Source organism: Pseudoxanthomonas kaohsiungensis (assembly GCF_010211765.1).
Taxonomy (GTDB): Bacteria; Pseudomonadota; Gammaproteobacteria; order Xanthomonadales; family Xanthomonadaceae; genus Pseudoxanthomonas; species Pseudoxanthomonas kaohsiungensis.
Genome location: NZ_PDWO01000005.1, coordinates 119,992 through 132,690, shown reverse-complemented (window position 1 = coordinate 132,690; position 12,699 = coordinate 119,992). Strand labels below are relative to the sequence as shown.

Genomic DNA, 12,699 nt, shown 5'->3' with positions numbered 1-12,699 from the left:
GGTTGCGCGCAAGTCTGAACCGAGGCCACGCCAGCGACAACCGGGACCCGTGGGCGTATCCGCATTGCAGCGCCGGGCACGACCTGCCGGCTGCCTTGGATGGGAGCCAACCTTCCCTCCGGCATCGACTGGACAGCCAGGACCGGCGGGAGCACGGCCCCGCTGGAGCGGGCGTCGGATATTCAATTGCCGGCCACGCCCGCCGGGCGGGCTCAGTGTCCGGGCGGGCCGTTGCCCAGGTCCGCGTCGAAGCGTTCCGCGCGGCGGCGCGCATACAGGCCGAAGCCGAACGCACCCGCCGCCAGCAGCACGGACAGGCCGACCAGCGGCAGCGGCAATCGCCCCAGCGCGTAGAACACGGCGGTGATCGTCAGCATCATCGAGGCGCCGGCGAATCCACCCGTGGCGCGGGTGCGCCACGGGTTGTGCACGAAATAGCTGCGCCGCGGTGGCGGCTCCTGCCGCGGCGGATCCTCCCGCGACGGCTCTGGCGGCAGCCCGGCCATGCGCCTGCAGGCTCAGGTCTGGGTGGCGGGACCGCCGACCGGCGGCAGCGGACGCGGACCGCTCTTGTTGTCGCCGTCCTTGCCGGACTTGCCCCAGCCCATCGGCGGCGGCGGCTCGCGGCCTTCCATGATCGCGTCGATCTGCGGCGCATCGATGGTCTCGTACTGCAGCAGCAGCTGCGACATCGCATGCAGCTTGTCGATGTTCTCGGTCAGCAGCGTCTTGGTCTTGGCGTAGGCGCGGTCCAGGATCGAACGCACGACCTCGTCGATCCGGCGCGCGGTGTCGTCGGAGACGTTCTTGTGCTGGGTGACCGAGCGGCCGAGGAACACCTCGTCCTCCTGCTCGCCGTAGGCGATCGGGCCCATCTCGTCGCTCAGGCCCCACTTGGTGACCATGTTGCGCGCCATCTTGGTCGCGCGCTCGATGTCGTTGGAGGCGCCGGTGGTGACCTTGTCCTCGCCGAAGATCAGCTCCTCGGCCACGCGCCCGCCGTACAGCGAGCACAGCTGCGATTCGATCGCCACCCGGTTCATCGAATAGCGGTCGCCCTCGGGCAGGTACATGGTCACGCCCAGCGCACGGCCGCGCGGAATGATCGTGACCTTGTAGACCGGGTCGTGCTCGGGCACCAGGCGGCCGACGATGGCGTGGCCGGCCTCGTGGTAGGCGGTCAGCGTCTTCTCGTCCTCGCTCATCGCCATCGAGCGGCGCTCGGCGCCCATCAGGATCTTGTCGCGGGCGCGGTCGAAGTGGTCCATGCGGACCTCCTTGGCGTTCTCGCGCGCCGCGAACAGCGCCGCCTCGTTGGCCAGGTTGGCCAGGTCGGCGCCGGAGAAGCCCGGCGTGCCGCGCGCGATCACCATCGGCTCGACGTCGTCGGCCAGCGGCAGCTTGCGCATGTGCACCTTGAGGATCTGCTCCCGGCCCTTCACGTCCGGCAGGCCGACCACCACCTGGCGGTCGAAGCGGCCGGGCCGGAGCAGCGCCGGGTCGAGCACGTCGGGGCGGTTGGTCGCCGCGACCACGATCACGCCCTCGCCGCCGTCGAAGCCGTCCATCTCCACCAGCAGCTGGTTGAGGGTCTGCTCACGCTCGTCGTGGCCGCCGCCCAGGCCGGCGCCGCGATGGCGGCCGACCGCGTCGATCTCGTCGATGAAGATGATGCACGGCGCGTGCTTCTTGGCCTGCTCGAACATGTCGCGCACGCGGCTGGCGCCGACGCCGACGAACATTTCGACGAAGTCGGAGCCGGAGATCGAGAAGAACGGCACCTTGGCCTCGCCGGCGATCGCCTTCGCCAGCAGCGTCTTGCCGGTGCCCGGGGGACCGACCATCAGCACGCCGCGCGGGATCTTGCCGCCGAGCTTGGTGAACTTGGACGGATCGCGCAGGAAGTCGACCAGCTCGCCGACCTCCTCCTTGGCCTCGTCGCAGCCGGCGACGTCGGCGAAGGTGACCTTCACCTGGTCCTCGCCCTGCAGCTTGGCGCGCGACTTGCCGAACGACATCGCGCCCTTGGCGCCGCCGCCGCCGCCCTGCATCTGGCGCATGATGAACAGCCAGAAGCCGATGATCAGCAGCACCGGCAGGAAGTTGAGGACGATGCCCCAGAACCCCGGGCCGGTCTTCGGCGGCTCGCGGGTGACCTCGATGTTCTTGCTCAGCAGCTGGTCGGTCAGCTTCAGGTCGATCGGGCCGACCACCTGGCCCTCGGTGCCGTCGCTGCGCTTGTAGCGGATGACGTTGCTGGTCAGGGTGCTGTCGTCGGTGATCACCACCGAGCGGATCCGGCCGGACTCCACGTCCTGCAGGAAGCGGGTGTAGGTCGGCGCCTCGCCGGCGGTGGCGGTCGCCCCGTCGCGCGGCGAGAAGCTCTGGAACACGACCATCAGCACGATGGCGACGACCACCCAGAGCAGCAGATTCTTGGTCAAGTCGTTCATCCTCATCGGCTCCGCGGTTCCCTGTACATGGCGTGTCGCACTGGCTTGGTCGGGTGGTCTTGCTTGGGTCGAGCTTACCGGATCGGGCTCAACGGGGCTGGGCGCGCTTGCCCTGGGCCAGGGCATACACTTCCGGCGAACGCTTGCGCGAGGCCGCCGGCTTGCGGATCGCCACCTTCTCGTAGCGTTGGCGCAGCTGGCGGACGTACTCGTCGAAACCCACCCCCTGGAACAGTTTGATCAGGAAGGTCCCGCCGGTGCGCAGGTGGTGGTCGGCGAACTCCATCGCCAGCTCGGCCAGGTGCATCGCCCGCGCCTGGTCGACCACGTCCACCCCACTCATATTGGGGGCCATGTCCGACAGCACAAGGTCGACGCGCTGGCCGTCCAGCCGTGCCTCCAGCTCCGATAAGACGGCGTCTTCCCTGAAGTCGCCATGAAGGAATTCGACCCCGGCCAGCGGCGGCATGTCGAGGATGTCCAGGGCGAGCACCCGGCCGCCGTCGCCCATCGCCTGGCGCACGTACTGCGACCACCCGCCCGGCGCCGCGCCCAGGTCGACCACGACCATGCCCGGCTTGAGCAGGCGGTCGCGCTCGATCAGCTCCTCGAGCTTGTAGGCCGCGCGCGAGCGAAGGCCCTCGGCCTGGGCCTTCTTCACGTACGGATCGGCGAAGTGCTCGCGGAGCCAGCGCTGGCTGCTCTTGCTGCGGGACATGCGGGGGAGGCCGGGCGGAACGCCCGTGGCGGTATGGACGGCCATGATACCCTGAACAACCCCATGCCCCGCCCCGGTATCCCGATGTCCGTCGTCCTCACCAACGCCCAGAACCGCTTCCTCCGCGGCCAGGCCCACGGGCTCAAGGCGCTGATGCAGGTCGGGGGCAAGGGCGTCACCCCGGCCCTCGTGGCCGAACTGGACGCGGTGCTGGAGCGCCATGAGCTGGTCAAGGTGAAGGTCGCCGCCGAGGACCGCGAGGCCCGCGACGCGATGATCGCCGAGCTGGCCGGGCAGACCGGCGCCGCGCTGGTCCAGCGGATCGGCCACACCGCCACCCTCTACCGCCCCGCCAGCGAAAGGCCGGCGATCGTACTGCCGCGCGCCTGAGCCGGGGCGGCCGGACCGGATCCCGAAGCGATGCAGCTGAGCCACGAACGCCCCGATTACGCCTGGGTGGTGCGCGGCGCCGATGCGCGCCATGTGCGCGTGAACGACCGCGTGCTGGAGCGCAGTTTCGCCCTCGCGCCGGACCACCTGCTCGAGGACTGGGCGCCGCCCGCCAGTGCGGTCGCCCTGGAGCCGGCCCACCTGCAGCCGCTGCTGGCGCTGTCCCCGGAACTCGTGGTGCTGGGCACGGGCGGCCGCCAGGTGTTTCCGCCGCCCGCGGTGCTGGCCGCCTGCCTGACCCGCGGCATCGGCATCGAGGTCATGGACAACGCCGCCGCCGCGCGCACCTACAACGTGTTGGCCGGTGAAGGCCGGCGCGTGGTCGTGGCCTTCCTGCTCGGCTGACCGGCGGCGGCACTGGCGCTTGGGCAGGTACAGCAGCGGATCGACCGGCTTGCCGTTGTAGCGGGCGAGGCCGCGCAGCCTGCGATCCACCGGATCGCGCGCGGACGAGCGCCCGGCGCGCTGCGCCGGGCCGGGGATCCGCCCACGGTCGCGATCGAGGGGGTCTGGCGCTTGGGCAGGTACAGCAGCGGATCGACCGGCTTGCCGTTGTAGCGGGCGAGGCCGCGCAGCCTGCGATCCACCGGATCGCGCGCGGTCGAGCGCCCGGCGCGCTGCGCCGGGCCGGGGATCCGCCCACGGTCGCGATCGAGGGATCTAGCGCTTGGGCAGGTACAGCAGCGGATCGACCGGCTTGCCGTTGTGGCGGATCTCGAAGTGCAGCATTTCGCGCTCGGCCCCCGTGCGGCCCATCTCGGCGATCTGCTGGCCGGCGTTCACGCTCTGGCCTTCGGCGACCAGCCGCTTGCGGTTGTGGCCATACGCCGACAGCCACTGCTCGTTGTGCTTGACGATGATCAGCTCGCCGTAGCCGACCAGGCCGGCGCCGGAATAGACGACCACGCCGTCGGCGGCCGCGGTGACCGGCTGGCCGCTGCTGCCGCCGATGTCGATGCCCTGGCGGGTGTTGTTGCCTGCCACGTAGGTGTTGAGCAGGACGCCCTGGGCCGGCCAGCGCCAGCTGAAACCGCTGCTGGCCGGCGCACTGGAGGCGGGCGCGGGGCTCGCCGGCCGGGCCGCGGGTTTCGGTGCGGTCACCGTGCGCGTGGGCGCGGTCGCCCCGCCGCTGCGGCCACCGCCCTGGCCCAGCGCCAGGCGCTGGCCGGGGTAGATCGTGTACGGCGGCTTGAGTCCGTTCCAGCGGGCGATGTCCTCGACCGCGACACCGTTCCGGCGGGCGATCGAATACAGGGTTTCTCCCTGCTTCACCACCACCGACGCGCCACTGCGGCCGCTGGAACCGGCTTGGCCCGCCTCGGCTTGCGGCGTGCGCACCACGGTGCTGCTGCACGCGGCCAGCAGCACGGCCAGTGCCAGCGCCAGGCCGCAACGAATCCGCACGCGTACGCTTGTTCCGGTCATCACCACTCCATCCATCGCGGCCGCGGGCCCCGGGCCGACAGCATGCCTGTCATCCTGTGAAATGCCGCAGCAACCCGTGCGCGGCCATGCCACCACCGCCGATCAGGATACCGAAGTAGACGATCGTGCCGATGTTGGCCAGGTGGCCGAGCAGGATCGCGGTGCCGTCGCGCTGGATCATGCCGATCGCGTAGAACAGCAGCGCCAGCCCGGGCAGCGTGTTGCTGAAGGGGATGAAGCCGAACGGCGCCATCAGCAGCAGCGCGGCGAGGATGAAGGCCAGGTTGTTGAAGATGTCCTGGGCACGCCCGTCGACCAGGCCGCGCAGCCGGTATGGCCGGCTGATCTTCTCCAGCCGGCGCACCCAGTGCAGGCCGCCGCTCAATGCCGGGCGCAGGCGCGCGGCGGGCAGCGCGCGTTCGCGCAGCTTCGCCGGCAGCCACAGCGGCCGCCGCAGGACGCGGCTGATGCCGACCAGCAGGATCGCCGCGCCGAATACCGTGCTCACGCCCGGGATCGATACCGGGATCAGGAACACGAGGGTCAGCAGGATGGTCAGCAGCAGCAGGCCTTCGTCGCCGAACACCTGCAGCAGCTCGCCCAGGGTGAGGCGGTCCGGGGGGAGCTGCTCGATGATGGCGGCGAGCTGGTCGCCCAGTGCGCCGGCTTCGTTGATCTTCGCGAACGCAGGTTCGGCCATGGGGCTCAGTCGATGGTGCCGGACAGCAGCGGCACGAAGCTGACCGCGGCCAGCCGCGTCTCCTCGACGCTGCCGTCCTCGCGGCGCAGCAGCCGGACCAGCGCCTGCGAGCCGCTGCCGCCGACCGGCGCCACCAGCACCCCGCCCGGGCGCAGCTGTTCGACCAGGGCCGGGACCACCGCCGGCGCGCCGGCGGTGACGATGATCGCGTCGTAGGGCGCGTGCTCGGGCCAGCCGACGCGGCCGTCGTCGTGCTTGCTGCGGATGTTCATGCCCAGCGTGCGGAAGCGCTTGCGCGCCTGGCGCAGCAGTTCGCCGATGCGCTCGACGGTGTAGACCTCCAGGCCCAGCGCGCCCAGCACCGCGGCCTGGTAGCCCGAGCCGGTGCCGACCTCCAGCACCTTGGACGGCGCATTCTCCAGCAGCAGCTCGGTCATCCGCGCCACCACCCACGGCTGGGAGATGGTCTGGCCGTGGCCGATCGGCAGCGCGGTGTCTTCGTACGCACGGCTGGCCAGTACCTCATCGACGAACAGGTGCCGCGGCAGCATGCGGATCACGTTGAGCACGCGCTCGTCGGCGATGCCCTGGCCGTTGGCGGCGCCGTCGCGCAGGCGCTCGACCAGGCGGTCGCGCACGCGCTGGGAGGTCATGCCCAGGCCGACCGCCTCCGGCTGCAGCCGCAGGCGCGGGGTCATGCGCCGCCTCCCGGACCGCCGCCCAGTGGCGTGGCCAGCGCGGCGGACAGGCCGCCCACCCAGCCGGCGACCTTCTCCAGCGCCTGGTAGCGGGTCAGGTCGACGTGGATCGGGGTGATCGAGATGTGGCCGGTGCGCACGGCATGGAAGTCGGTGCCGGGGCCGGCGTCCTGCTCCGGGCCGGCCGGACCGATCCAGTAGACCGTGCGACCGCGCGGATCGGGCTGCGGCACGCAGGGCTCGGAACGGTGGCGGTTGCCCAGCCGGCTCACTTCGAAGCCGCGGACCTCGTCCCAGGCCAGGTCGGGCACGTTGACGTTGAGGATGGTGTCGGCGGGCAGCGGATCGGAGGCCAGCCGCGCCACGATCTCCACCGCCGCGCGCGCGGCGGTGCCATAGTGCTTCGCCTCATGGTTGCGCGTGGCCAGCGACACGGCCACCGCCGGCAGGCCGAGGAAGCGGCCTTCCATCGCCGCCGAGACGGTGCCCGAATAGATGACGTCGTCGCCCAGGTTGGCGGTGTTGTTGATGCCCGACACCACGATGTCCGGCTCGAACTCGAGCATCCCGGTCAGCGCCAGGTGCACGCAGTCGGTGGGCGTGCCGGCGACCGAGCAGGTGTAGTGGTCCAGCCGCCGCACCCGGATCGGCAGGTCCAGCGTCAGCGAGTTGCTCGCGCCGGAACGGTCGCGGTCGGGGGCCACCACGTAGACCTCGTGGCCGGCCTCGCGCAGGCCTTGGGCCAGTGCATGGATACCGGGCGCGTCCACGCCATCGTCGTTGCTTACCAGTACGCGCATGGGCTTCCTCGAAAACACCGGCATGATACCGGAAGCGTCCCGGCGGTTCGCGCGCCGATGCGGCCGCAACGGCGGAACCGCCCCGCGCCGCGCTACCCTGTGGCCATGCACGAGCACGACGACGGCGAAGACGACGCCGGCCTGTTCCGCGCCGCGATCGGCAAGGTCGCGCCGCTGCGGACCGGGGCCGACGCGCCGCCGCCGAGGCCGAAACCGCGGCCGGCACGCCGGCCGCCGGGCGACGAGCCCCAGCCGGGTCGCACGCGCATCGCCGACCATCCCGACGCCGCGCTGGGACGCGGCGACGCCAGCGCGTTCCGCCGCGAGCGCGTGCCCGCGCGCGCCTGGCAACGGCTGCGCCGCGGCGAATTCGCCGTGCAGGACGAGCTCGACCTGCACGGCGCCAACGCGCTGCAGGCCGAGACCCTGCTGGCCCGGTTCCTGGCCGAATCGGCCGAGCATGGCTTCGGCTGCGTGCGCATCATCCATGGCAAGGGCGGCGGCGGCGACGGCACGCCGGTCCTGAAGAACCTGGTCGACCGCCTGCTGCGCCAGCGCGGCGAGGTCCTCGCCTTCCACTCCGCACCAACGGCGCAAGGCGGCACCGGCGCCCTGCTGGTCCTGCTGGCGCGCCGCTGACCCTACGCCCCGGTCCGGTAGCCGCTGCACGTCCGGCTAGAATGCGCGCCATGGACACGCCCGCCTTCACCGCCGCCGAACTGGCCGAGCGCTTCGCCCTGCAGCTGCATGGCGACGGCAGCACGCGCGTGAGCGGGGTCGCCACCCTGGCCCATGCCGGGCCGGCGCAGCTGGCATTCCTGGCCAACCCCCGCTACCGGCCGCAACTGGCCGGCTCCGCCGCCGGCGTGGTGGTCCTGCGCGCCGACGACGTGCCATCGGCGCCGGGCACGGCGCTGGTGGCCAAGGATCCCTACGTCGCGTTCGCCCGGATCTCGGCCCTGTTCGAACGGCTGCCGGCGCACGCGCCGGGCATCCACCCCAGCGCGGTCGTCGACCCGTCGGCCACCGTCTCGGCGGACGCCCACGTCGGCCCCTTCGTCAGCATCGGCGCGCGCACGAGCATCGGCCCCGGCTGCGTGATCGGCCCGGGCTGCAGCATCGGCGAAGACTGCAGCCTGGACGCGGGCTGCGAACTGCAGGCCCGGGTCACCCTGGTGGCGCGGGTACGCCTGGGCAAGCGCGTGCGGATCCTGCCCGGCGCGGTGCTCGGCGCGGCCGGCTTCGGCCTGGCGATGGACGCCGGCGCCTGGGTCAACGTGCCGCAGCTGGGCGGCGTGGTGGTCGGCGACGACTGCGAGATCGGCGCCAACAGCTGCATCGACCGCGGCGCGCTCGACGACACCGTGCTCGAGGAAGACGTGCGCATCGACAACCTGGTGCAGATCGGCCACAACGTCCGGATCGGCGCGCACACCGCGATGGCCGGCTGCTCGGCCGCCGCCGGCAGCGCGAAGATCGGACGCTACTGCCTGATCGGCGGGGGCGCCGGCGTGCTCGGCCACCTCGAAGTGGCCGACAAGGTGCTGGTCACCGCCATGTCGCTGGTGACCCATTCCATCCGCGAGCCCGGCGAGTACTCCTCGGGCACCCCCCTCACCGACAACCGCACCTGGCGGAAGAACGCCGCCCGGTTCAAGCAACTGGACGCACTGGCGCGCCGCGTCAACGCCTCCACCCAGGAAAGTCCCGAATGAACGAAACCGTGCAGCTTCCCGTCGACGTCAACACGATCCGCTCGCTGATCCCGCACCGCTATCCTTTCCTGCTGGTCGACCGGATCGTCGACCTGGACATCGAGGCCAAGCGCATCGTCGGCGTGAAGAACGTGACGGTCAACGAGCCGTTCTTCCAGGGCCATTTCCCCGGCCAGCCGATCATGCCCGGCGTGCTGATCATCGAGGCGCTGGCCCAGGCCGGCGGCGTGCTGACCCAGCTCTCGCTCGGTCGCGACGCGCAGTCCAAGCTGTTCTACATGGTCAAGGTCGACAATGCCCGCTTCAGCAAGCAGGTCGTGCCCGGCGACGTGCTCGAGCTGCACGTGCAGATCAAGCGCGTGATCCGCAACATGGCCGTGTACTACGGCGAGGCCAAGGTCGACGGCGAAGTCGTCGCCTGCGCCGAGGTGCTGTGCGCCGGCACCCGCGAATGACGCCCGCTCGACGGACTTCGAACCCATGAACGCCAATGCCCTGATCCACCCCACCGCGGTCATCGATCCCGGCGCGCGCCTGGGCGAGGGCGTGAGCGTGGGCGCCTTCACCCTGGTCGGCCCGGACGTGGAGATCGGCGACCGCTGCCAGATCGGCCCGCATTGCAGCTTCGCCGGCCCGACCCGGATCGGCCGCGACAACCGGTTCATCGGCCATTGCGCCATCGGCGGCGAACCGCAGGACAAGAAGTTCGCCGGCGAGCGCACCGAGCTGGTGATCGGCGACCGCAACGTCTTCCGCGAGTTCGTCACCCTCAACCGCGGCACCGGCAACGGCGGCGGCGTGACCCGCATCGGCGACGACAACTGGATGCTGGCCTACACCCACGTGGCCCACGACTGCATCGTCGGCAACCACTGCATCTTCTCCAACAACACCACCCTGGCCGGCCACGTCACCGTCGGCGACTGGGTGATCATCAGCGGCTTCGCCGGCGCCCACCAGTTCTGCCGGATCGGCGCCCACGCCTTCCTCGGCATGGGCGCGCTGGCCAACGGCGACGTCACTCCGTTCACGATGGTCGGCGGCAACTCGATCGGGCGGCCGCGCGGGATCAACAGCGAGGGCCTCAAGCGCCGGGGCTTCAGCCCGGAGCGGATCGCGGCCATCAAGCGCGCCTACCGCACGCTGTTCGTCGCCGGGCTGCCGCTGGCCGAAGCCCGCGAGCAGCTGGCGCAGCAGGCGCTGGACAGCGAAGACGTGCGCCTGCTGCTGGACTTCATCGGCAGCGGCGAACGGCCGCTGCTGCGTTGAGCGCACCGCGTCGGGCCGCCATGAACGAGCGCATCCGGGGACGGGAAGCGGCGCAGCGCACGGACGCGGGCGGCCTGCGCTTCGTGCTCGTCGCCGGCGAAGCGTCCGGCGACGCGCTCGGCGCCGGCCTGGTCGAGGAACTGCGCCGCCGGTTCCCCGACGCGCGTTTCGCCGGCATCGGCGGCGACGCCATGCGCGCGGCCGGCGTGGAGACCTGGCACGACGCCAGCGAACTGGCGGTGATGGGGCTGTTCGAGGTGCTGCGCCACCTGCCGCGCCTGCTGAAGCTGCGCCGGGAGTTCCGCGCGCGCGCGCTGGCCTGGCGGCCGGACGTGGTGATCGGCATCGATGCGCCTGACTTCAACCTGGGCGTGGAGCGCTGGTTCAAGCAACGCGGCGTGCCCACCGTCCACTACGTCAGCCCCTCGGTCTGGGCATGGCGCGAGAAGCGTGCCGAGAAGATCGGCGCCAGTGCCGACCGGGTGCTGTGCCTGTTCCCGATGGAGCCGGCGATCTACGCCCGGCATGGCGTCGACGCGCGCTTCGTCGGCCATCCGATGGCCGACGCGATGCCGCTGCATCCCGACCGCGAAGCGGCCCGCGCGGCCCTGGGCCTGCCCGCCGGGGCGCCGGTGCTGGCGGTGCTGCCGGGCAGCCGCCTGGGCGAGATCGAGCGGCTGGGCGAGGTCTTCTTCGAGGCCGCCTGGCAGGTCGCCGAGGAAATGCGTGCGTTGCACGTGGTGGTGCCGGCGGCCAACGCGCGCTGCCGCGAGCTGCTGCAGGCGCAGATGTCGCGCTCGGCGTTGCCGGTGATGCATTCGCACCTGCTCGACGGCCAGGCCCGCACCGCGCTGGCGGCCGCCGACGTGGTCCTGCTCGCCTCCGGGACGGCGACCCTCGAGGCGATGCTGTCCAAGCGGCCGATGGTGGTCGGCTACCGCGTGTCGCCGCTCACCTACCGCATCGTGCGGGCGCTGGGCCTGCTCAAGGTCGACCGCTACGCGCTGCCGAACGTGCTCGCCGGCGAGGACCTGGCGCCGGAACTGATGCAGGACGACTGCACCCCGGCGCGGCTGGCCGACGCGGTGCTGACCTGGTTCCAGTCGCCCGCGGCGGTGGCCGCCCTGCAACCGAAGTACCTGGCCCTGCACGAGCAGCTGCGCCAGGGTGCGTCGGCCTCGGCCGCCGCCGCGGTCGCCAGCCTGCCCGCGCTCGCCGGCGGGCGCCGGCCCGCGCCATGAAGCGGCCGGGCGCCGGCCCGGCGCAGGACCCGGGCATGGACATGTTCGCCATCGACCGCCGGCGGCTGCGCGTGACCGGGGTGGACGAGGCCGGCCGCGGTCCGCTCGCCGGCCCGGTGGCGGTGGCGGCGGTGATCCTCGATCCGCGGCGCCGGCTGCGCGGGCTGGACGATTCGAAGAAGCTGACCCGCGCGCAACGCGAGGCGCTCTACCCGCGCATCGTCGAACGCGCCCTGGCCTGGCACGTCGAGATGGTGCCGGTGGAGGAGATCGACCGGCTCAACATCCTGCACGCGACCCTGGAAGGCATGCGTCGCTGCATCCTGGCGCTGGGGCCGCAGGTCGAACTGGTTCGCATCGACGGCAACGCCGTGCCGCGGGCGCTGCCATGCCTGGCCGAGGCGGTGGTCGGCGGCGACGCGCTGGAGCCGGCGATCATGGCCGCCTCGATCCTGGCCAAGGTCGCGCGTGACCGCCTCATGTGCGCGCTGCACGAGGAACATCCGCATTACGGCTTCGACGTGCACAAGGGCTATCCGACCCCCGCGCACCTGGCCGCCCTGGCCGCGCATGGACCCTGTCCGCACCACCGGCGCAGCTTCGCCCCGGTGCGCGAGGCCTTCGCCCGCAGCGGCGAGCCGGTCCCGGCGTAACTGCCGGCGCGCCCGGCCGGCGGACCCGAAAGAACGAACGGCCCGCCGAAGCGGGCCGTCGCGTCAACGCCGGCGAAACCGCCTCAGTGGTGGTGGCCGCCGTCGCCGTGCACGTGGCCGTGCTCGATCTCCTCGGCGCTGGCCTCGCGGACCTCGACGATCTCCACGTCGAAGTGCAGGTCCTTGCCGGCCATCGGGTGGTTCAGGTCGACGTCGACCACGCTGTGGCCGACCTTCTCCACGGTCACCGCGCGCGGGCCGAAGTTGGTCTGCAGGACCACCTGCATGCCCGGCGCCAGCTTGGTATTGCCGAAGTGCTTCTTGGGGATGCGCTGGCCCATGCCTTCACGGCGCTCGCCGTACGCCTCGGCGGCCGGGACGTCGACGGCGAACTTCTCGCCGGCGGCCTTGTCCTGCATCGCCGCCTCCAGGCCCGGGATGATGTTGCCGTGGCCGATCAGGATCGCGATCGGCTCGCGGTCGGCCGAGCTCTCCAGCGGCTCCTGGCCGACTTCGGAGACGGTGTAGTGGAAACGGACGACGCGGTCTTTTTCGATCTTCATGCGCAACTCGGTAT

General features: G+C 71.7%; 16 protein-coding genes. 8 read left to right on the top strand and 8 right to left on the bottom strand.

The annotated features are described in order from the left end of the window. Nucleotides 1-212: 212 nt before the first annotated feature. The 3 genes from CSC66_RS07425 to rlmE all read right to left on the bottom strand — a co-directional run bounded on the left by CSC66_RS07425 (nt 213) and on the right by rlmE (nt 3,171). Nucleotides 213-506, bottom strand: coding sequence for a hypothetical protein (locus CSC66_RS07425; protein WP_162376754.1), 294 nt, complete (start codon nt 504-506; stop codon nt 213-215). Nucleotides 507-518: 12 nt separating this feature from the next. Next, nucleotides 519-2,453: an ATP-dependent zinc metalloprotease FtsH gene (gene ftsH / locus CSC66_RS07420; RefSeq protein ID WP_162376753.1), complete on the bottom strand. Its 1,935-nt coding sequence runs from the start codon at nt 2,451-2,453 to the stop codon at nt 519-521. A gap of 88 nt (nt 2,454-2,541) precedes the next feature. Then, a complete protein-coding gene (rlmE, locus tag CSC66_RS07415) occupies nt 2,542-3,171 on the bottom strand; it encodes a 23S rRNA (uridine(2552)-2'-O)-methyltransferase RlmE (protein WP_162376752.1) in 630 nt (209 codons plus the stop codon). 84 nt (nt 3,172-3,255) lie between these two features. Here rlmE and yhbY point away from each other — a divergent pair, with 84 nt between their 5' ends. Both yhbY and CSC66_RS07405 read left to right on the top strand, forming a co-directional pair. Then, complete coding sequence (gene yhbY / locus CSC66_RS07410; protein ID WP_162376751.1) at nt 3,256-3,561, top strand: ribosome assembly RNA-binding protein YhbY; 306 nt, start codon at nt 3,256-3,258, stop codon at nt 3,559-3,561. Nucleotides 3,562-3,591: 30 nt separating this feature from the next. Next, nucleotides 3,592-3,966 carry an Mth938-like domain-containing protein gene (locus CSC66_RS07405; RefSeq protein WP_162376750.1) on the top strand — a complete coding sequence of 125 codons (375 nt, stop codon included), beginning with the start codon at nt 3,592-3,594 and terminating at the stop codon, nt 3,964-3,966. Between the two features lie 315 nt (nt 3,967-4,281). Here the strand turns inward: CSC66_RS07405 and CSC66_RS07400 are convergent, their stop codons facing one another. Genes CSC66_RS07400 through surE form a run of 4 tightly spaced genes read right to left on the bottom strand, consistent with a single transcriptional unit; the run spans nt 4,282 to nt 7,244 of the window. Then, complete coding sequence (locus CSC66_RS07400) at nt 4,282-5,046, bottom strand: peptidoglycan DD-metalloendopeptidase family protein (protein ID WP_162376749.1); 765 nt, start codon at nt 5,044-5,046, stop codon at nt 4,282-4,284. Between the two features lie 49 nt (nt 5,047-5,095). After that, nucleotides 5,096-5,746, bottom strand: a complete 651-nt coding sequence (locus CSC66_RS07395; protein WP_162376748.1) for an exopolysaccharide biosynthesis protein — start codon at nt 5,744-5,746, stop codon at nt 5,096-5,098. A gap of 5 nt (nt 5,747-5,751) precedes the next feature. After that, complete coding sequence (locus CSC66_RS07390) at nt 5,752-6,444, bottom strand: protein-L-isoaspartate(D-aspartate) O-methyltransferase (RefSeq protein ID WP_162376747.1); 693 nt, start codon at nt 6,442-6,444, stop codon at nt 5,752-5,754. After that, entirely contained in the window at nt 6,441-7,244 is an 804-nt protein-coding gene (gene surE, locus CSC66_RS07385) for a 5'/3'-nucleotidase SurE (protein WP_162376746.1), read from the bottom strand. Before surE ends, CSC66_RS07390 begins: the two co-directional genes overlap by 4 nt. Nucleotides 7,245-7,349: 105 nt before the next feature. Here surE and CSC66_RS07380 point away from each other — a divergent pair, with 105 nt between their 5' ends. From CSC66_RS07380 to CSC66_RS07355, 6 genes are read left to right on the top strand one after another with little or no spacing between them, the layout of a single operon-like run. Next, nucleotides 7,350-7,883 (top strand): Smr/MutS family protein, encoded by a 534-nt coding sequence (locus CSC66_RS07380; RefSeq protein WP_162376745.1) that lies wholly within the window; start codon nt 7,350-7,352, stop codon nt 7,881-7,883. Nucleotides 7,884-7,933: 50 nt separating this feature from the next. Beyond that, nucleotides 7,934-8,959 carry a UDP-3-O-(3-hydroxymyristoyl)glucosamine N-acyltransferase gene (lpxD, locus tag CSC66_RS07375; protein WP_202935612.1) on the top strand — a complete coding sequence of 342 codons (1,026 nt, stop codon included), beginning with the start codon at nt 7,934-7,936 and terminating at the stop codon, nt 8,957-8,959. Next, entirely contained in the window at nt 8,956-9,414 is a 459-nt protein-coding gene (gene fabZ, locus CSC66_RS07370; protein ID WP_162376743.1) for a 3-hydroxyacyl-ACP dehydratase FabZ, read from the top strand. The genes lpxD and fabZ overlap by 4 nt, the downstream gene beginning before the upstream one ends. 25 nt (nt 9,415-9,439) lie before the next feature. Beyond that, on the top strand, nt 9,440-10,228 hold the full coding sequence (lpxA, locus tag CSC66_RS07365) for an acyl-ACP--UDP-N-acetylglucosamine O-acyltransferase (RefSeq protein ID WP_162376742.1): 789 nt from the start codon (nt 9,440-9,442) through the stop codon (nt 10,226-10,228). Nucleotides 10,229-10,248: 20 nt separating this feature from the next. Further along, complete coding sequence (gene lpxB, locus CSC66_RS07360; RefSeq protein WP_162376741.1) at nt 10,249-11,469, top strand: lipid-A-disaccharide synthase; 1,221 nt, start codon at nt 10,249-10,251, stop codon at nt 11,467-11,469. Continuing rightward, nucleotides 11,466-12,122: a ribonuclease HII gene (locus CSC66_RS07355; RefSeq protein WP_162376740.1), complete on the top strand. Its 657-nt coding sequence runs from the start codon at nt 11,466-11,468 to the stop codon at nt 12,120-12,122. Before lpxB ends, CSC66_RS07355 begins: the two co-directional genes overlap by 4 nt. Before the next feature lie 83 nt (nt 12,123-12,205). Here the strand turns inward: CSC66_RS07355 and CSC66_RS07350 are convergent, their stop codons facing one another. After that, complete coding sequence (locus tag CSC66_RS07350) at nt 12,206-12,685, bottom strand: FKBP-type peptidyl-prolyl cis-trans isomerase (RefSeq protein ID WP_162376739.1); 480 nt, start codon at nt 12,683-12,685, stop codon at nt 12,206-12,208. Nucleotides 12,686-12,699 lie beyond the last annotated feature (14 nt).